Origin of the sequence: Roseovarius sp., assembly GCF_027019125.1 — a bacterium.
Classification (GTDB): domain Bacteria; phylum Pseudomonadota; class Alphaproteobacteria; order Rhodobacterales; family Rhodobacteraceae; genus Roseovarius.
The window spans coordinates 280,972-300,397 of record NZ_JALUXE010000002.1 but is presented as its reverse complement, the minus strand read 5'-3'; the positions used below and the strand labels follow the sequence as shown (position 1 = coordinate 300,397).

At 62.0% G+C, this 19,426-nt stretch carries 11 protein-coding genes; 2 read left to right on the top strand and 9 right to left on the bottom strand.

The window, feature by feature from the left end:
* Positions 1 to 32 precede the first annotated feature (32 nt).
* The 6 genes from MVC20_RS01620 to MVC20_RS01595 all read right to left on the bottom strand — a co-directional run bounded on the left by MVC20_RS01620 (position 33) and on the right by MVC20_RS01595 (position 14,217).
* Complete coding sequence (locus MVC20_RS01620) at positions 33 to 1,625, bottom strand: FMN-binding glutamate synthase family protein (protein WP_297537800.1); 1,593 nt, start codon at positions 1,623 to 1,625, stop codon at positions 33 to 35.
* A gap of 112 nt (positions 1,626 to 1,737) precedes the next feature.
* Complete coding sequence (locus tag MVC20_RS01615; protein WP_297537799.1) at positions 1,738 to 5,478, bottom strand: translocation/assembly module TamB domain-containing protein; 3,741 nt, start codon at positions 5,476 to 5,478, stop codon at positions 1,738 to 1,740.
* Positions 5,478 to 7,205 (bottom strand): BamA/TamA family outer membrane protein, encoded by a 1,728-nt coding sequence (locus tag MVC20_RS01610; RefSeq protein WP_297537798.1) that lies wholly within the window; start codon positions 7,203 to 7,205, stop codon positions 5,478 to 5,480. Before MVC20_RS01610 ends, MVC20_RS01615 begins: the two co-directional genes overlap by 1 nt.
* 183 nt (positions 7,206 to 7,388) lie before the next feature.
* Positions 7,389 to 10,487, bottom strand: a complete 3,099-nt coding sequence (locus MVC20_RS01605) for an efflux RND transporter permease subunit (protein ID WP_297537797.1) — start codon at positions 10,485 to 10,487, stop codon at positions 7,389 to 7,391.
* Positions 10,484 to 11,590 carry an efflux RND transporter periplasmic adaptor subunit gene (locus MVC20_RS01600; RefSeq protein WP_297537796.1) on the bottom strand — a complete coding sequence of 369 codons (1,107 nt, stop codon included), beginning with the start codon at positions 11,588 to 11,590 and terminating at the stop codon, positions 10,484 to 10,486. Before MVC20_RS01600 ends, MVC20_RS01605 begins: the two co-directional genes overlap by 4 nt.
* A gap of 113 nt (positions 11,591 to 11,703) precedes the next feature.
* Entirely contained in the window at positions 11,704 to 14,217 is a 2,514-nt protein-coding gene (locus MVC20_RS01595) for an ATP-binding protein (RefSeq protein WP_297537795.1), read from the bottom strand.
* Between the two features lie 442 nt (positions 14,218 to 14,659).
* Here MVC20_RS01595 and MVC20_RS01590 point away from each other — a divergent pair, with 442 nt between their 5' ends.
* Together MVC20_RS01590 and MVC20_RS01585 are read left to right on the top strand one after the other, a co-directional pair.
* Complete coding sequence (locus tag MVC20_RS01590; protein WP_297537794.1) at positions 14,660 to 15,268, top strand: response regulator transcription factor; 609 nt, start codon at positions 14,660 to 14,662, stop codon at positions 15,266 to 15,268.
* A gap of 247 nt (positions 15,269 to 15,515) precedes the next feature.
* Complete coding sequence (locus tag MVC20_RS01585) at positions 15,516 to 16,760, top strand: ATP-binding protein (protein ID WP_297537793.1); 1,245 nt, start codon at positions 15,516 to 15,518, stop codon at positions 16,758 to 16,760.
* Positions 16,761 to 16,891: 131 nt separating this feature from the next.
* Here MVC20_RS01585 and MVC20_RS01580 read toward each other — a convergent pair whose 3' ends face one another.
* Genes MVC20_RS01580 through MVC20_RS01570 form a run of 3 tightly spaced genes read right to left on the bottom strand, consistent with a single transcriptional unit; the run spans position 16,892 to position 19,216 of the window.
* Entirely contained in the window at positions 16,892 to 17,953 is a 1,062-nt protein-coding gene (locus tag MVC20_RS01580; RefSeq protein ID WP_297537792.1) for a methyltetrahydrofolate cobalamin methyltransferase, read from the bottom strand.
* 9 nt (positions 17,954 to 17,962) lie between these two features.
* Positions 17,963 to 18,889 carry a methylenetetrahydrofolate reductase gene (locus MVC20_RS01575; RefSeq protein WP_297537791.1) on the bottom strand — a complete coding sequence of 309 codons (927 nt, stop codon included), beginning with the start codon at positions 18,887 to 18,889 and terminating at the stop codon, positions 17,963 to 17,965.
* Between the two features lie 30 nt (positions 18,890 to 18,919).
* Complete coding sequence (locus MVC20_RS01570) at positions 18,920 to 19,216, bottom strand: virulence factor (protein ID WP_297537790.1); 297 nt, start codon at positions 19,214 to 19,216, stop codon at positions 18,920 to 18,922.
* Between the last annotated feature and the right edge of the window lie 210 nt (positions 19,217 to 19,426).

Genomic DNA, 19,426 nt, shown 5'->3' with positions numbered 1-19,426 from the left:
ATCTGAAAATAATGTCTGTCCGGTGTCCTGGCTCAGGGCGCGAAGGCGAAGGTGTCGGGGCGGGCGTGATCCCAGTATTTCGCAAAAGCCGGATGCGTGACATGACCGCTGAGCAGCTCACCCGGTTGCAACCAGAGATATTGGCTGGCGGCGGACCGCACTTCGCGACTGTTGACACGGATCATCAGGTGATGCGGGGTGAATTCCTGTGGGCGGTGGAGACCAGAGGATTCCACCGCCTCCTTGAGTGCAAAGACCGTGTTGCGGTGATAATTAGCGACGCGCAAATGCTTTTCCGTCACGACGATGGCGCGGTAACGCCCGGGGTCCTGCGAGGTAACGCCCGTGGGGCATTTGCCGGAATGACAGACCTGCGCCTGAATGCACCCTACCGCGAACATGAAACCGCGCGCGATGTTACAGCCATCGGCACCCAGGGCGAACATGCGGCACATGTCGAAGGCGCTGATGATCTTGCCCGATGCGATCAGGCGGATGCGGTCGCGCAACCCCATCCCGACGAGGCTGTTGTGCACCAGCATCAGCCCCTCGCGGATGGGGGCCCCCTTGTGATCGGCGAATTCCACCGGGGCCGCGCCGGTGCCGCCTTCGGCCCCGTCAATGGTGATGAAATCGGGCGTAATGCCGGTGGCATGGAAGGCCTTGACCATGGCGAACACCTCCCACGGATGGCCCACGCAGAGCTTGAGCCCCACAGGCTTTCCGCCTGAGAGTTGCCGCAGGCGGTCTATGAACCGGCAGAGTCCCTCGGGCGAAGAGAATTCGGAATGGGCGGCGGGGCTGATGCAGTCCTGGCCGACGCGCACGCCGCGCGCCTCTGCGATCGCCTCGGTCACTTTGGCGCCCGGCAGGATGCCACCATGCCCGGGTTTGGCCCCTTGGCTCAGCTTGATCTCGATCATCTTGACCTGGTCGTTGGCGGCATTCGCGGCAAACATCTCGGGGTCAAATGCGCCATTGGCCGTGCGGCATCCGAAATAACCGGACCCAATCTGCCAGATCAGATCGCCGCCATGTTTGCGATGAAACCGAGAGATGGAGCCTTCGCCGGTGGTATGCGCAAAGCCACCCAGTTTCGCGCCCCAGTTCAGCGCCTCGATCGCCGTGGGCGAGAGCGCGCCATAGGACATGCCAGAGATGTTGAGCACAGAGCTGTCGTAGGGTTGGGCGCAGTCCGGGCCGCCGATAAGGTGACGAAAGGAAATGTCGCCAAGATGGCTTGGTGACATGGAATGATTGATCCACTCGTGACCCACGACATTGACGTTGCGCAAGGTGCCAAAGGGGCGCAAGCCCTCGATCCCCTTGGAGCGACGATAGACGAGCGCGCGCTGTTCCCGAGAGAATGGGGTCTCGTCATGGTCGCTTTCGAGAAAATACTGGCGGATCTCGGGGCGAAAATGTTCGAAGAGAAAGCGCAGCCGTGCAGAGAGCGGGTAGTTCTTGAGCACGGCGCGTTTGGTCTGGAACAGATCGTAAAGGCCGATAAAGGCGGCCACACCTGCAAGCCCGGCCAGCAATCCGCCCCAGAAGGGAAACCAGAGGGCCAGCAGCCCGCCAACAGGCACGAGCAGAATACTGAGCAAAAGTGGAATATAACGCATGTAATCCTCCCTTTTGTCCGACCGCTGCACAAATCGCTCCAAGCGCCGAGACCTTAGGTCAGTTTTTTATGCACTAAGTCTAAGCAATCCGTGAAAGACTTTTCGTAGACTCTCAATAGTCGCGTTCAAAGAACACGCCGACTCCTGAGGAGCCGTCGTTAGAGGCCCCGCCCTTGAGTGTGACACTGTCGCTCAGATCAAAGTTGAGGTTTATGCGTTGTTTCCCGTCGCTGTCGGCTGTGACCTCGGTATAGACCTTTTCCGAGACATACGCCCCAGCACTGACCTCGGTGCCGCCATCTTCGGTTTGGGTGACATCCAGATCCGAGAGGCCGATGGCACCGCGCAGCTTGCCGACCACATCTGCGTTGCTGTTGCCCGACAGTGTCGCCACTGCCGAGGCCATCTGCGCGGCCTGAAACGCCGAGATATTGTCGAGACCACGGCCAAAGATAAGCCGCGAGACGACCTCTTCCTGTGGCAGATCGGGATCAGAGGCAAAACGCACCTCGGGCGCGCTTGCCAAGCCTTCGACGATGACCTGAACGGCAACATCGCCGGCATCGGTTGTGGCCACAAATCGTAAGAATGGATCGAGCGAGCCTTGCATGGTGATGCGCCCCTCGGTCATCGTAAGCCTTTGGCCGAGGATGTCGATCCGACCACGGATCAGCTCAAAGAACCCGTCTGGGGCAACCGCTTCTGTGGTTCCCGCAAGCCGCAAACGGCCGCCCAGTTCGGCATCAAGCCCGCGCCCTCGAACAAATATCCGGTTGGGCGCGGTGATCGACAGGTCGAGCACATAGGGCCGTGCGCGCCCTGCGGTTTCGGTCTGGATCAGGCCGGCGCGCGCGCGGGTCTGGCGCACCGCGGCCGGTTCGTTCCGATGCTGAAGATCCGGCAGCGAGACCGAAGACGCCCCCAATCCCGATGGGATGCGGATATTGGTTTCCTCGAGTGTCAGCGCCCCGCCGATCCGTGCGCCGCCCGTCAGGGGGCCCTTAACGCCGATGTTGCCATTCACGGTGGTGGTGTAGATCAACTGGTCGGTCAGCACGAGACCGTCAAGCCCAACCTCCAGATCACCCGAGAAACCGGGTGTCAGGCCAATCGGCCCCGTCACTCGTATCTCACCACCATCGCGCATCCGGGCGGTAAAGTCTGTCTGCACACGGCTTTGACCGAGGGTTGCGGTGCCGCTCAGGGTTTCGACCGTCAGGCCGGTTGCGGGCAGGGCGATACGTGTGTCAGAGGTGCTGATCGTGCCCGAAACAGAAGGCAGGGCAGGGGCCCCGTTGATCCGCAGATCATAGCGCGCCGTGCCCTGAACCGCATTTGGCCGGATAAAGCCATTGGCAAGCGCCAAGGGGAGCGCGCCGCTGGCGCTCAGATCAAGCCGCGCGCCGTGATCTACGATGTCGCCCGAGACCTGCGCCGTCGTGCCCCCCGGACCCTCTGCCGAAAGTGTCACGGTCACACGTTGTGCAAGATCGCCGGACAGGCTGGCGCGCCCCGTAGCCGTCACGGGGCCTGCAAAATCCGGGGCAAAGAGCCCCAGATTGGCCAGACGCACACTGAAATCAACGGGGTCCTCAGGGCCGGGCGAGCCGGCTGATAGCGTGAGTTGCGGTGTCTCAAGCTGGACCGTTTCAATCTCGATCCGGTCAAGGCGCCGCGCACCGGCCGCCGTCAGTGTAAGTTGTCCGGCGATGAGCTTGTCAAGCTCCGCGATCCCGGTCCGCAGATCAAGCCCGTCAACCTTTGTGTTGATTTCCACATCCTTTCCGCGATCCCTGGCTTTACCCGCGACCCTGAGGTCAAGCGCGCCGCGCAAGGGCTGACCAACCAGAGCGCTGAACCGCGCCAGATCGGTGATCTCGGCCCTGAGTTCGCCGCTTACCGGCAGGCCCGTCACCTCGGGCGAGAGCGATGCATCGGCGCGCAAGCGGCTGCCCATGAAGGCTGCGTCAAGCCCGGTCAGCGTCACGTCACCGCCGGTTTGCCACGCAACATTGCTGCTGAGTTCCGCCGGGCCGGACAGACGCGGATCGGCGAGCGCGAGATCAGTCAACCGCGCTGCAAGGCTGAGCGCGCCGCTGTCCCCGTTCAAACGCCCCGATGCCGTGGCGCGAATAACCTCGTTCTCGACCTGAAGTCGGTCGAGCGCGATGCCTGTTGTGTCGCGGCGTGCCGCGAGCGAAAGCGTGCCCACGCTCGCGATCAGGGGGTCAACCTGGGCAATACCGAGCGCCAGTTGCTCCGTTTCGGCATCGAGCGTGATGTCGAAATCCCCCCCAAGCAGGCTGCCGGACCCTGTCATGGTGGCCTTGGCGGCACCTGCGATACTCTGTCCCGTGAGGGCAGCAAAGCGTTTGAGATTGGGTGCCTCCAGCGTTGCGGTGCCGGAGACGGGAAAACCCTCGGCAAAGGCGGCGATCTGCCCCTTGCCCGTCAGCTGTGCCGCGCCGGACGTAAGGCGGAGCGCCCTGAGCATAAGGGGGCGGTCTTCGGTGAAATCGAAAGAGGCGAGCCCGGAAAGCTCTGTTCCGACGGCCTCGGCCAATGCCGGATCGTCAAGGCGTAGCCCGCCAACGCCGAATTCCATCAGCGCGGTCACGCCGCGTGGCGCGGTGCGCTCCAATGCACCACGCCCCGAGAGTGTCGCTGTGGCAAGGTCGATGCCGGGGCGCTCGAATCCGGTCAATCCCAGCTGGGCGCGCCAACGGTCACCGCGCGCGGCATCAAAAGCGGCGTCAATCGTGGCGCCGAGGACATGGGTTGCCGGACCGCTGATCGGCAAACGCACTCGGGTGTCGCCGTCCCCCAATTGCCCGTTGAGCCTGAATCGCTGTGGCCAACCCGCCGCATCGAGCGACAGCGCACCGGAGACAGAGATCTGCGCCGCCGAAAGCGCGAAATTCGCGATCTCCAACGCCCCGCTCTGTTCACGCGTGCCGGTCAGTTCAAGCGTGCTTTGCGGGCCAAAGAAAGGGCGATACTCGGCGGCAAAGAGCGGAGTGAGGTCGCCAGAAAGGTCCGCGCGAAAGGCCTTGGCTGTTGCCCCCTCCGTGGCCGTGTCGCGGATTGTGACTTGCCCGGTCAGACGGGGGGTGCCGTCCGAAGCAAGGCGGATGTCGGCGGTATAGTCATTCAACGGGGCCGTGCCGTTGATCCCGAGCGCGAGCGCGGGCTGCCCCGGCAGTTGCAGCAATGTGGCAGCGATGCCGCCTGCGTCCTCTTGCAACGACAGATCAAGCGCCAGAACCTCTGCCGCATTGACAAAACTCGCGTCGAGCGTGACCGCGCCGCGCCCGTCCAAACGGGTCACGTCGATCTCTGCTGCGCCCTCACCGCCGCCCAGGGACAGTCGGCCGAGCAGGCGCAGGTCGATTTCTTCGCCCAGCAGGGGCGCGCCAAGCGTGAGCGTCTCGGCGCTGATCTCGCCGATGTTGACCGAGACCGGAAGCTCTGGCAGGCGGAATGGCGTGGCCTCTGCCATCTCTGGCGAGAGCGGTTCTTCGGCGATGGGCGCGCGTGCCACAATGATTTCTCGTGCGGTCAGGCGGTTGACCTCGACCCGGCCCCGTAAAAGCGCCGTGCGCGTCCAATCGAGCGCCACCTCACGCAGCGTGAGCCAGATACCATCGCGGTCGGCAATGGTCAGTTCCTCGATCGTCGCCCGCGACGACAGCGCCCCGGCAAAGCCGGTGATCCGCACGTCGCGCCCGGCACCGGACAGGTTGTCTTCAAGAAGGGCTTGCAGATAGCCGCGATCCTCTTCTGCGGATTGCGCCAAGAGCGGGCTCGCAAACGTCGTCAGCACCAGCGAAAGGATGAGGAATAGACGCGCCATCAGAACGCCTGTCCAATACCGATATAGATTTCGAGGTCTTCCCCGACCTTGTCGCCCAAGGGCGTTGCGATATCCACGCGAATTGGGCCCACAGGGGTGAAATAGCGCGCGCCAATCCCGGCACCGCTGTGCCAATCCCCGCGACCCGTGCCAAGGGCATCCTGACCGACAAAACCCGTGTCGGCAAAGGCGACGGCCTGAATCTTGTCGGTAACGGTGGCGCGAAATTCGCCTGAAAAGCCGACAAAGGCGCGCCCGCCAACGGTGACGCCCGGGGCAAGATCGACCCCGAGAGATTGGTAATCCTGTCCGCGCACAGTGCCCGCCCCGCCGGAGTAAAACAGCATGTCGGCTGGAATTTCGCCAACCGATGGCCCTGCGACCGATCCGATCTGCGCGCGCCCGGCCAGGGTAAAGCGGTCGCCATCCCCAAAGCTGCGGTAATGCCGGGCATCGGCAAACATGCGCACACCGTCCCCTGAATTGTCGTCGAGACCGATAAAGGGCGTCAGCGTGACGTCGATGAAATGTCCAGAGGTTGCGTTGAGCGGATCATTGCGCTTGTCCCACGTGAGGCTGGCGGGGAAGAGGAGATGCTGCAATTCACGCCGCCCGAGATCATCGTCGATGTCGGAATAGCGATAGGAAATCCCCGCTTCGCCGCGCAACTCCTGCGAGAATATCCGGGTAAAACCACCGCCGACCTCGACCTTGGATTCGGTATAATCCGGTTCGTCATTGCCCTCGACCACTGCCAACAGGAAGAGCCCGGTATCGGGGTGCAAGGTTGCGGGCCGGTCAAAGCGCGCGCCAAGGCGGTAATCCTCGCCGCCGGAGTCGCCACCGATGCCGCCGATCATGGCATCAAGCCGCAATCGTTCCGCGCCCCCAAAAAGGTTGCGATGCAGCCAAAACCCCGAGAGCGTCAAGCCTTCGAGCGAGGCCAGTTCCGCGCCAAAGCCAAGGCGGCGCGGTTTGGCGTCGCTGACGCGGGCCGTAATGTCGAGACTGCCGTCGGCATTGGGCCTGTCCGCCTCGATCATGACGACCGACCGAAAGGCACCGCTGCGGCGCAGTCGCGCGGCGGCCTCGTCCAATTCCTTGGGCGAGAACTGTCGTCCGGTCGGCAGGCCCGCAATATCGCGAATGCGCTCTGGCCGCACATGGCTGTCCCGACTTTCCTCGGCAAGCAAAAGCCTGCCGAAACGCAGCCGCGGGCCTGGATCGAGGCTGATGTCGGCAAAAAGCGTCGAGTCCGCGTGATCGGCGATAATGGTTTGCTCTGCAACAAGCGCCTTGGCATGGCCGCTGGCGCGCCACGCGGCGATACTGCTGCGCGTGGCCTCGCCGATCAGATCGCCCTTGGCCCGGTTGCCGGGGGCAAATTCAGGCGGCAGGGCTGTTTCGGGCGCAAGCGGCATGACGCGTGCGGTTGAAAAGACGAAAGGCGCGTTGCGTTCGACCGTGATGTCGATCTTCCGGATTTCGCTCGGGGCGCGCAAAGGCGGGATGCTGGCGGCTTCTTGCCCGTCCACACGGATGCGGATCACACCCCCGTAGAAGCCTTCGGCGTAGAGCACGCCAATCAACCGCCCGTAATCCGCTTGCGCGGCGGCCAACAGATCCTGCGCGGTCGCTTCTTCCTGCGCGGCGGTGGTGATGGAGAGAGAGGCGCTCCGCAAGCGGTCCGCAAATCCGTCCCCGGCCTCGGGCGCGGTCAATACCACCTCTGCGGCCGATGCAAGCGGCGGTGAAAGACACAGGCAAAACGCGGTCAGGACAGATTTTCCGAACCGTGATTGCAGCACCTCATACCCCCCTTTGATTAGGTCTTATATGGCATTGCCCCCTTGGAATTGCCACCCTTGGAGACCGTAAAACGGGGCGCAGACAGCGCTCTTGGCGAAAAATCACTCAGCGGGCTGGCCGCTCTTGCCAAGGGCTGCATCGAGCGTCTTTTCAATCGCGCCGCGCGGACGGGTGAAGCGTGCCATGAGGTCATAGAGGATGGGCGTGACAAAGAGCATGAGCGCCGTGGCCATCGCCAGACCGGCGATAATGACCGTGCCCACAGCAATCCGGCTCTCGGCCCCCGCACCCGAGGCGGTGACAAGGGGTACGGCACCCAGAACGGTCGAAATAGCGGTCATCATGATGGGGCGCAGGCGCAGTACCGAGGCCTCGATCACCGCCTCGCGCAGGCCATAGCCTTCGTCGCGGAGTTGATTGGCAAATTCGACAATCAGGATGCCGTTCTTGGATATAAGCCCAATCAGGAGAATGATCCCGATCTGGCTATAGACATTGAGCGACAATCCCCCCGCCGCCATGGCATAAATTGCGCCCGCCACTCCGATCGGCACGGTCAGCATGATGACGAGCGGATGCACGAAGCTCTCGAACTGCGCGGCCAGCACAAGATAGACAATCAGCAGTGCCAGCAGGAACACGACGCCCACCCCGGCCGAGGTGTCCATATAGGTGCGCGATTGGCCATCGTAGCCCAGCTTGGCCTCGGGGGGCAGGATGTCTGCTGCGATGTCCTGAAGCTCAGCCAGAACGTCCCCGAGTTCGGCATCCGGGGCAAGCGCGCCCGACAACTGGATAGAGGGCAGGCGGTCAAAACGTCGGAGCGACGGTGTTGCGGCATTCTCGTTCAGGGACACGAGCGCGCCAAGTGGCACCAGCGTTTCGCCATCGCCTGCGCGCAGAAAAATGTTCTCGATGTCCGTGGGCGAGCTGCGGTCCGCATCCTCGGCCTGCACCAGCACCGGGTATTCGCGCCCGCGGCTGACAAAGGTCGTCACCTCACGCGACGCAAGCATGGTTTGCAGCGTGGTCGCGATCACATCGGCAGAGATGCCCAGATCATCGGCGCGGGCGCGGTCGATCTCGATATCAAGCTGGGGCAGGTTCTGTTCGAAATTGATCTCGGGATTGACGAGGCCCTCCACGGCTTCGGCGCGTTCCAGCAATGTTGTCGCCCATTCCTTGACGCTCTCGAAATCTGGCCCACCGATGACCACCTGGACAGGTGTCGAACTGCCGCGCAGGCCAAGGCCCGCCGGGGTTACAGGAAAACCGCGTGCAATAGTGACCTGACCCATCTGCGGGGCGATTTCGCCGACGATGGCGGATACGGGGCGATCGCGCTCTTCCCAAGGGGCAAGGCGAAACACCACGAACGAGCGCCAGGCCCGTCCGCCCCAGCCGGTAAAGCTGAACACGGTCTCGATCTCTCCGGATTGGCGGAGGGGTTCGAGAATTGTCTCGACTTGACGGGCGGCCATGTCGGAGTGGCCCACGGTTGAGCCTTGCGGTGCCGTGAGCGGCACAAAGCCTACACCGCGATCCTCGCGTGGGGCCAACTCGCGGGGCAGGCTGTCATAAAAGAGTGCAGCCCCCGCCGTGATGGCAAGGGTCAAGGGCAGGATCACCAGAGGCATGCCGATGGCGCGGGTCAGAAGCGCGCGATAGACGCGCTGTATCCACGACGGCGGGCGTGGGCCGGTAGGGGCGTTTGCGCGCAGTTTGCGCGCGCTCAGCACCTTGGAGGCAAGCGCCGGGCAGGCGGAGAGGGCGACGAAGGTCGAAATCGCGACCGTGCCGGCCATAACCCAGCCAAATTCCACAAAAAGGCGCCCCACCTGACCGGGCATGAACGAGAGAGGAACAAACACCGCGATCAAGGTGACAGAGGTGGCGATGACCGCAAAGGTCACTTGGCGTGCGCCCTGCACGCTGGCCACAAGCGGCGTTTCCCCATCCTCGATCCGCCTCTGGATGTTCTCGAGCACCACGATGGCATCGTCCACCACAAGTCCGATGGCGAGTAGCAGCGCGAGCAATGTCAGCGTGTTGAGCGAAAAGCCCCACATGCCGATCAAGAGAAAGCTGCCGATCAAGGATACGGGGATGGTGATGAAGGGCACGAGCGTCGCGCGGAGGCTGCGCAAGAAGAGGAGGATGACCGCGACGACAAGCGCCAGCGAAATGAAGAGCGCGATGACCACTTCGCGGATCGAGGCCCCGACAAAGAGCGCATCGTCCGAGCCCACGATGATCCGCATGCCTTCTGGCAGGTTGGGTTGCAGTGCCTTGATCTCGGCGCGCACGGCCTTGGAAATCTCGAGCGTGTTGGACTGGCTCTGCCGCAATATCCACATACCCACGGCTTCTGTCCCGTTGGTGCGCACGATGGTGGAGTCGTCGGCCACTCCCGGCACAACGCGCGCCACATCGCCCAAACGCACCGGATAGCCTGCCACGCGGTCGATCACGATGTCGCGGAAATCCTCGACGCTGTGCAATCGGCTGTTCAACCGCACCGTCATCTGCCGGTTGATCGATTCCACCTCGCCTGCGGGAAGTTCGAGGTTGTTGCGCAAGAGCGCCGCCTCGACATCAGAGACCGTGAGGTTGCGCGCGGCAAGGGCGCGGCGATCAATCCATATCCGCACGGCAAAGGGCTGCGCGCCGATCACATCGACATTGGCCACCCCGTCGAGGGTAGAAAACCTGTCCACCACGAAACGGTCTAGATAATCCGTGATCTCGGCCGTGCTCATACGGTCAGAGGTCACAGCGACACGCATCACCGGGTCGGCGTCGGCATCGCTCTTGACCACTTCCGGCTCGTCGGCCTCTTCGGGCAGATCGCCGCGCACCCGGCCGACGGCATCGCGCACGTCATTGGCGGCCACGTCGATATCGACACTGGTTTCGAATTCGATGGTGACGCGGCTGCGGCCCTGACGGCTCTCGGAACTGATGGTGCGAATGCCGGATATGGAGGCGATGGCACCCTCGACCGTTTCCGTGATGTCCGTGTCGATCACTTCGGGGGCAGCCCCCCGATAGGTGGTGGTCACGGTCACGACGGCGTTGTCCACATCGGGCAATTCGCGCACGGGAATGGACCGAAGCGCCGCGACACCGAAGATCACGATCAGGAGGCTGGCCACAGCGGCCAGAACCGGACGTCTGATCGAGATGTCCGACAGTGTCACGTGGCACTCTCCGGCTTGGCGAGATCGGTTTTCGCCGTGGCGTCCTTGTCTGCGCCCAGGACCTTGAGCGTGCTGCCGTCACGAACGCGTTGCAGCCCGCGAATGATCACCTCTTCGCCCGCCTCCAACCCGGACAGGATCGCCACCCGCCCATCCTTGCGCTGACCCGAGGTGACGGTGCGGCGGCTGGCCTTGCCGTCCGCAACGACGAAAACATAGGTTTCTGCGGCCTGAAAGACCAATGCCTCTTCCGGCACGGTGACATGCGCGCTCTCGGATAGCACCAGCGTCAGGGACAGGAACATACCCGCCGCCAATGTGCCATCGGCGTTCGGGATACGCCCACGAGCCCGAAAAGCGCGACCGACCGGATCAATCCTGCTATCGACCACGTCGAGCGTGCCCTCAAAAACCCGGTCCGCAAAGGCAGCGCTGCGGGCGATCAGGGATTGGCCGGGGCGCACTTGGGCAAAAACGGTTTCAGGCAGGGAAAATTCCACCTCGACCTCGCTCAGATCATCCAGCCTGGTGAGAACCTGACCCTCGACCACGCGCGCACCGACATCGTAATTGGTCAGCCCGACCACCCCCCCGAAGGGCGCGGTGATGGTGCGATCCTCAAGCCGCCTGCGCGCGCGCTCGACCTCGGCCTCGGCCAGACGTGCCACGGCCTCTTCCTCGGTCGCCTGCGACACGGCGGCGGTCTGACGCAGTTGGCGCGTGCGCTCGAGGGTTTGCCGCTGTTCGACCAACACCGCCTCGGCTTCGGTCAGGTCGGCACGCTGGATTGTGTCGTCAAGCTGCGCCAGTACATCGCCTTGCGCGACGCGGGCGCCGGGGGTGATCCTGAGGCTCGTCAGCCGGCCGTCGACCTCGGGGACGATGTCGATGGATTGCAACGCCCGTGTCGTGCCGACCGCTTCGATGGTTTGTTGCAACGTGCGCTCTTCTGCGACGGCAATCTCAACCGTCACGGGTCGCTCTGTCGGCGCATCTGCCGCCGCATCGGGCGCGTCGACAAGATAGGACTGATAGCCGACATAGCCGCCATAGGCCGTGCCGCCGATCAGGCAGAGCAAGAGCAGTTGTTTCCATATCTGCATAGGTGCGGCAATCCGTTGTCAGAGGGCGATAGTGTGCACGAGGGGCACGGGCACAGTCTAGCTTCATGCAAACGTATAGTCAGCCCGCGAAAAGGCAATTCTTTGTGCGACAGTCAGCTCGCGCGATTGTACTCGTTGAGTTGGCGCAGCGTCTCCTGCAACAGGGAGGGCAAGGCCGAAATCGCCGTTTCCGCCGCTTTCGTGTCGCCCCCACGCAGCGCGGATTCCGCGCGGCCCAACAGGGCTTGCAACGCGAGCCCACCCGTCGCCGCCGCCGTGCCTGCGAGCTTGTGGATACGGTCGGCAAGATCCGTGCCGGTCAGAGGATCGTCTCGCTTCAGATCGTCGAGAATGGCTGTGCCTTCGGTCTCGAACTCGACCAGAAGGCGGTCGATGCGGTCCTGCGGCAAGGCGATGCGCAGTTGTTCCATGTAAATCGGATCGACTTGGCGGGGTTTGTCGGAAGGTGCGCCGGCGGTTGATTCAATCCCCGCCACAAGAGCGCGCAGGGCCTCCCGGCGCAGGGGTTTCGTTTCGACCCGGTCAAAGCCCATTTTTTCTAGATCGCCGCGATCCTCGGCCCGCACATGCGCGGTGAGTGCGACGATAGGCGTCCGCGCATTCGGCCCCTGACTGGCGCGGATATGCAGCGTCGCTTCGCGCCCGTCCATTCGGGGCATGCTGATGTCCATCAGGATGAGGTCAAAGCGCCGTTTCTGGGCCGCCTCGACGCCTTCGATCCCGTCGCAGGTCAGATGAACCTTGTGGCCGTCGCCCGTCAGCATTCCCTCCAGCACGATGCGATTGGTGGCATTGTCCTCGACCACCAGAATGTCGAGGGCGCGCACCGGGGTGTGGGGCTGCGGAGGGGTCGCCACCGCCATTGGTTCCGGCGCGGCTGCGACGACTGCATCGGGGAGGGGCAGGCGTACCCAGAAGAGACTGCCTTCGCCAAGCTCGCTTTCGACGCCGATCGCGCCTTTCATCAGCTTCACCAGTTGACGCGCGATGCCAAGGCCCAACCCGGTTCCCTCGGGGCGGTCCCCCGTAGTGTCCTGAACCCGCATAAAATCGTCAAACACCTTTGGCAGGTTGTCCCTGCTGATGCCGATGCCAGTGTCAATCACCTGAAACTCGATCATGTCCGGCTCCGTGTGTGTCGCGGGCAGACGGGTTACGTCGAGTGTTATTTCCCCATCTCGGGTGAACTTTATCGCGTTCGAGACAAGATTGAGCAAAACCTGATAGATGCGCGCCCGGTCCCCGACAACACGGCCAAACCCGTCCTTGGGGGCCACCAGCCGGAGGCTGTTGCCGCGTGACTGCGCGGGGCCCTGCTGGGTCTCCGTCAATTCCCCAAGCAGTTGGTCAAGATCAAAGGCCGCAGGCCGCAACACGATCTGACGCGCGGCGGCCTGCGTGAGGTCCAGCGCGTCGGTGATCTGCGTCAGCAAAAGCTGGCCGGAGGAGCGCATGATGCGGGTGAATTTCTCTTGTTCCGGGGTGAGCCCGGTGTCCCCCAAGAGTTCCAGCGCGCCCAGGATGCCGTTGAGGGGCGTGCGCATTTCGTGGCTGATCATGGCCAGGAACCGCGCTTTGGCGCGCTCACCGGCCAGGGCCTTTTCACGAGAGCGTTCGATTTCGGCTTCTGCGGCCAGACGTTCCGAAATGTCGCGGATGAAAAGAATGCATATGGTACTCGCACCCTGCCGTGCGAGATCGGCGGAGAGTTCCGCCGCAAACTCCCGACCTTCGAGATCGCGCACGATCACATCCTCGCGCCGCGAGGGTCCGGTGGCGCAGCTGTTGCGCAAGAGCGTTCCTGTGAGCGGCTTCAACGCCCCGTCTTCGCCCTTGCAAAATAGAACATCGCCCAGTTCGACCTTTGCGTTCAGCCGATTGTTCAACGCCAGGAGATCATCGGCGCGTGCATTGGTGTCGCCGATGAGACCATCGGCGCCTACCACCAGCACCGCGTCCTGAGATGTATTAAGAGTGGTCGCTAACCTATTGGATTTGCTTTTGTTCTGTTTGGCCTCGGTGCGATAGTTCCGGTAGAGACGCCAAAGCAGCAGCAGGAGCGAGGACAATGCGGCCAGCATCATCAGGATGAGCATGGCGAGGCTCAGGATCTTGGCCGTGAGGGCTGCCCGTTCGGCATCCGAGCGCTGCGAGTGCGCCGCCAGCCCGCGCGCGGCAATGTTGCGGATGGGATCAGCCATCTGGACGCCAAGCTGGATCAACCGCGCGCGGTCCTTGAATATATTGCTCTGGTCGCCGTCGATGATGGGCACCATGGTCGTCAAAAGCTCGGTCAAGAGCTCGATATCCGCATGTTCAATGTCATGTGCGAGAACCTCGCGGTACACCCGGCCATCCCGCAGGGCGGTCGCGCGGCTGTAGAGTATATCGAATTGGCGGCGCACCTTGTCGATCAGCTCTGCCTCTGGGCCCGTGAGGGTATAGAGCGAGGCGAGGAATTTGAGTTGGTCCACCTCAAGACGCGAGGTGGTCCAATAGACGTTGTCCTGACTGGCGCTTCGATAGTCGTCCAGCTGCACGAAAACCCGACTTGTTTGCAGGACGGCAGCCACCATGCACCCGGCGGCGAACAGGCTCAGAAGCACCAAAACCACTTTGCTGCGACCGGAGAACCTGCGGGAGAATGGGACGGGCATGTCGGGCCTTACACTGGAAAACTTGAGCGGCGGACGACGCGGTTTGATCGGGGTCCCCGACGTGATGAGGTGGGCACAGTTTCCGAGTGATCTTCGGCGCTTGCCTGTGTAATGTATATCAACCGGGGCGGTTCCTTGTCACGCGGGGTCATCATCACGGGCGAATTTCTTGTAGTCTGATTGGCATTTGCTTTTTTTACAACGTTTGACCAGCCCCCTATCCCGAAAGGTAGGTGGGATTTGAGTTTGGCACGGAATTTGCCGGGTAGGGGGATAGGTAGGGCATACCTGCCTATGGTTGTCTTGGGATTGTCATGGCTCGACGGCTGTCTTAGTTGTTGAAAAAGGTGATAAAAAGGACATTTGAGGTGGCAGAAGAAAGGACGCGCCGATGACCAAACTCTTGTTGGCCGACGATCATGATCTGGTTCGGGAAATGATTGCGGCCTACTTGCGCGCGCAGGGCGGGTTCGAGGTGCATGTCGCCGAGAGCTTGGGAACCGCCTTGAATGTTCAGGAAAAACACGGCCCCTTTCAATTGGTTATGCTGGATCTGATGATGCCGGGGATGGATTCTCTGACCGGTCTCGGGGTCATGAAGGCGCGTGCGAAATGCCCTGTTGCGATTTTGTCGGGGACGGCGACGGCGGAGATCGGGCGCAGGGCGCTGAGATCCGGGGCGGCCGGGTTCTTGCCCAAGACGCTTGATCCGCAATCTCTGGTTGCGGCGGTCCACCATATGTTGTTGGGGGAAACCTATGCGCCGCTAGATTTTCTTGAACCTGCCGAGGATGAGGCGGAGGGGCCGGTGCGCCTGACCCCGAGGGAAACCGATGTTCTGGTTGGCATCCTGCATGGCAAGTCCAACAAGGAGATCGCCAGAGACCTTGATATTCAAGAGGTTACGGTGAAATTGCACCTCAAGACGCTGTCCCGCAAACTTGGTGCCAAGAACCGCACCCACGCCGCCATGATCGCCCGGGATATGGGCCTGACCTGAGGTTGACTGTGTAAGGTCTGTAAGGTTTGGGTGGGGGTTTTGTAAGGTCGGGGGAGCGGTTCGTCGGGACTGAGATGCGCCAGTCAAAGCATGTTGCATGAGCGGCAATCCCGGTCGTGAAAGATAACATCGTCGCGGCATGTCTCATGTCGCCCTCGCGCAGAGTGCAGTCGCCGCATTTTCATTAAACCGGCCCAACCCGGTCGCCAGTGCTAATTCAAATACCTGAGTACGACCAAGGCAAAACATGACCGCTCTAGTCATCAGTGACGACTCAAACATCGAACTATCCTTGACGTTGGTAAAAACCGCGCTTGGTCTCGCTGTTTCTTGGGCAGCCTTGTCGTTGGCGCTCGGGGCACCACATCTCTTCAGTGCTGCAATCGCTGCAGTGGTGGGGTTTTCGGCAGCCTTATATCTACACTCTGCCGGACGGCATTTGGCTGCGCGGACGCTGTGGATTGTCACGGCGAACCTTGCGATCTTTTTCGGTTCCCTTGTCGTCCACGAAGACGGACACGTAGCCTTTATGCTGGTCGCAACGGCCGGGTTGCCGTTTCCGCTTTACCATTGGGAAAGGCGCAGGAGGCTTATTATTTTTCTGTCCGCGCTGTCGTTTACCTTATGGGGTGTTGCTCTCTACTTACACGTGGCTGTTTTGACCGATTATGAAGTTGCCAACGCGACAGCGACACTTGCATCGACGATATTGGTCGGTGTGACTGTTTTTTTGATGGTCGTCTCGGAGTTGGGATATTTCTCGTATTTTCAAGCAAGATACCGGGCACGGTTACAAAGCGAATTTCAGCTTTCCCAACTGCTGGGGGAAAGCCGGTTGAAATTCCTGGAGTCGATCAATCACGAAATCAGAACGCCCTTGAATGCCATTGTCGGTCTGTCCAGCCTGCTGAAAGACACGGCGGTGCTTGATGAGGGGCGGAAAGAGCATGTCACTTTGATTCACGACGCAGGCCTGAAGATTGCTGAGATGATGGAGAAGTCAGAAAGGCTGGTCTCCCTTCGGAGTGACGACCGGCTGGAGGCGCTGACGACGGAGAATATCCCTGAGCTTGTTGCAGACGTGGCTTGGCAATTTTTTCGGAATGACCCTGACAGGCATGTTCGCGTTCAGTCGGAGAAAGAGATCAACGCGAGGGTGAGTAAGAACCTTTTGCGCACCGCACTCACGGAACTGCTTGATAACGTGCAGAAATACACTCCGAAAGGATCATCCGTCGATGTGAGCGTTCAGGAGGTTGGCGAACAGATCGTGATTTCCATGGAAGACAACGGCCCTGGCTTTGATCCAGAGAGACTGGGCGAAATGGGCAATGATTTCTTGCGGCTCAATCATGGGCACGGCACCATTCGAGGGTTGGGTATCGGGTTGATCATCGCCATGGAAACAATGCTGAGGGTGGGGGGGCGCCTCGAAATCCGCAATCGCGAGCAGGGCGGCGCGGTGCAAGCGCTGCTCATTCCCAAGAGCTAGGCAAACAGGCGGCGACGAGGGGCGCCTTGGTGCCATCGGCAAGTGGCTGGACCGGTTGTGCACTGGTTCCGCACAACGAAAAAGCGCGACCCTGTGGGGGCCGCGCCTGGGTCTTCGAGATGGCTTGTGCCTTAGCCGCGGCGGCGGCTGCGGGAACCGGCGCGGCCGCCGCCGCGGGCCTCTTCGCCGGGCTTGGGGGGGGCCTTGTTGAACTTGATCCAGTTGCCGCCGTGGGGGTCGTTGTTCATCAGGAAGTTGGCGGCCATGATCGCCTCCATTTCCTTGCCCGCACGCGCCTTGGTGGAGCCGAGGCCGAAGAGCTGGCAGAAGGTCTCGTCATCCATATCCTCGGGCAGGATCAGGCCGGAGGCGGCGACTTCGGCCTTTTTCGCCTCGATCTCGGATTGTTTCACCGGCAGGGCGATGGGGTTCATGATGGCGGAGGTCATGCCCGACTCGATCGCCATGGGCAGGAAGGCATTGTTGATGCCATGCCGGTTGGGCAGACCGAAGGAGATGTTGGAGGCGCCACAGGTGGTGTTGACGCCCAGTTCCTCGCGCAGGCGGCGCACCAGGGTAAAGACCTGACGGCCCGCGGTGGCCATGGCCCCCACGGGCATGACGAGCGGATCGACCACGATGTCATGGGCGGGGATGCCGAAATCGGCCGCGCGCTCGACGATCTTTTTCGCCACGGCGAAACGCACGTCGGGATCCTCGGAAATGCCGGTGTCGTCGTTCGAGATGGCGACGACGGGGACGTTGTATTTCTTGACCAGCGGCAGGACGTATTCGAGACGCTCTTCCTCACCCGTCACCGAGTTGAGGAGGGGGCGGCCATGGGCGGCCTTGAGACCGGCCTCGAGCGCGGCGGGCACCGAGCTGTCGATGCAGAGCGGCAGATCGACGAGGCCCTGAACCAGCTCGATCATCTTGGTCATGAGGGGCGGTTCGGTCTCGTTCGGGTTGGGGTTGGAGTTGTAGACCACGCCCGCGTTGATATCGAGCACGGTGGCCCCGGCGGCGGCCTGAGCCAGCGCGTCGGATTCGACGGTGGAGAAATCGCCCGCCTCAAGCTCGGCGGCTAGTTTCTTGCGGCCGGTGGGGTTGATGCGTTCGCCAATGACGCAGAACGGTTCGTCAAAGCCGATGACGGCGGTTTTGGTTTTGCTCTCGACGATGGTGCGGGTCATGGTCTGGTCTTATCCTTGCTGGTTGGCGGGCGTGGCGGAGGCCCCGCCGTTTTCGATGGCCCATTCGGCATTGGCCTTGATCCCGCCAAGCGGGAAGAAATGCACATGCTCGATGTTGAAGTTCGGGTTCGCGGCCTTGTGGGCGGCGAGGTCGCTCAGAACGTCTGTCGGCTCGTAGGGCAGGAGCAGTTTCGAGACGTCCATGGCGCGTTTCTGCAGGACCTTGAGCGAGGGGCCGACACCGCAGGCGATGGCGAACTTGATCAGGGTCTGCAATTTGGCGGGACCGGCGATGCCGATATGGATGGGCAGGGTGATGCCCGCCGCGCTGAGGCTGTCGGCCCAGGCGATGATCGGCTTGGCGTCGAAGGCGAATTGCGTGGCAAGGGCCATTTTCGCGTCCGTGGTTTCCGAGAATTTCTGTTTCCAGCGCAGCGCATCCTCGACGTTCTTCATGCTGCCGTCGGGGTCGATGTCCTTGTTGCCCTCGGGGTGGCCGGCGACATGCAGGCGTTTGAAACCGGCGCGGTCGAATTCACCGGATTCGAGGAGCTGCATGGAGCTGTCGAAATCGCCATGGGGCGTGGTGACGCCACCGGCGAGCAGGAGAGCCTGATCGACATTGGCCTCACCCTGATAGCGGGCGATCCAGTCGGCGAGCGTGGCGCGGTCCTTGATGATGCGCGCGGGGAAGTGCGGCATCACGGGATAGCCTTCGGCGTTGAGGCGTGCGGCGGTGGCGACCATATCCTCGATCGGCGTGCCCTCGATATGGGCGATGTAGACGCGGGTGCCGGCGGGCAGCAGGTCGCGGAAGTTCTCGACCTTTTCGGCGGTGCGCGGCATCACCTCTATGGAATAGCCTTCAAGGAACGCCTCGAGCTGGCCATTGGCGGGGGTGAATTTCTCACGCTTCTTGAAATTGAACAGTGCCATCGCGGCCTCCCATAGAGATCCAGGGCGCATTCACGCCCAGCCATCATTTGCGATCAGGGCCTTGATACGCTCCTGATCGTAATCTGCGTCGATCCGGGCCGCCTCGGATTGGGCGACGGCGTCGGGTTCGCCTTCGATGGAATAGGGATCGGCCTTGCGCCATTCGGCGAGGTAGGCATCGGTGCCCGCTGCGCCGCATTTCATCGCCGCGCGGTCGATGGCCTGCTCGAAACGCTCGGGCAGCTGAACCTTGCTGCCGCGACGCCCCTTGCCGACGATGACCTGCGCGGGGATGTCCCGCCAGTAGACGATGGTGACGTCAACCATGGCTGATTCCTTTTTCCTTCGTGGTCACTACCTAATGCAGGAGCGACGTTGCACAGGGTCGGATTTCGACAGAACGGGCGCGTCATGCGACCTGTGCACCCTAGCCGCAGGTCGCAATAGGGACCATGGGCGGATTTGCGAAAAATACTCATCATCATCATGACCGCTCGCAACGCTTGCGTGCGCTTTCGCTTCGGATTACTTTGGGAG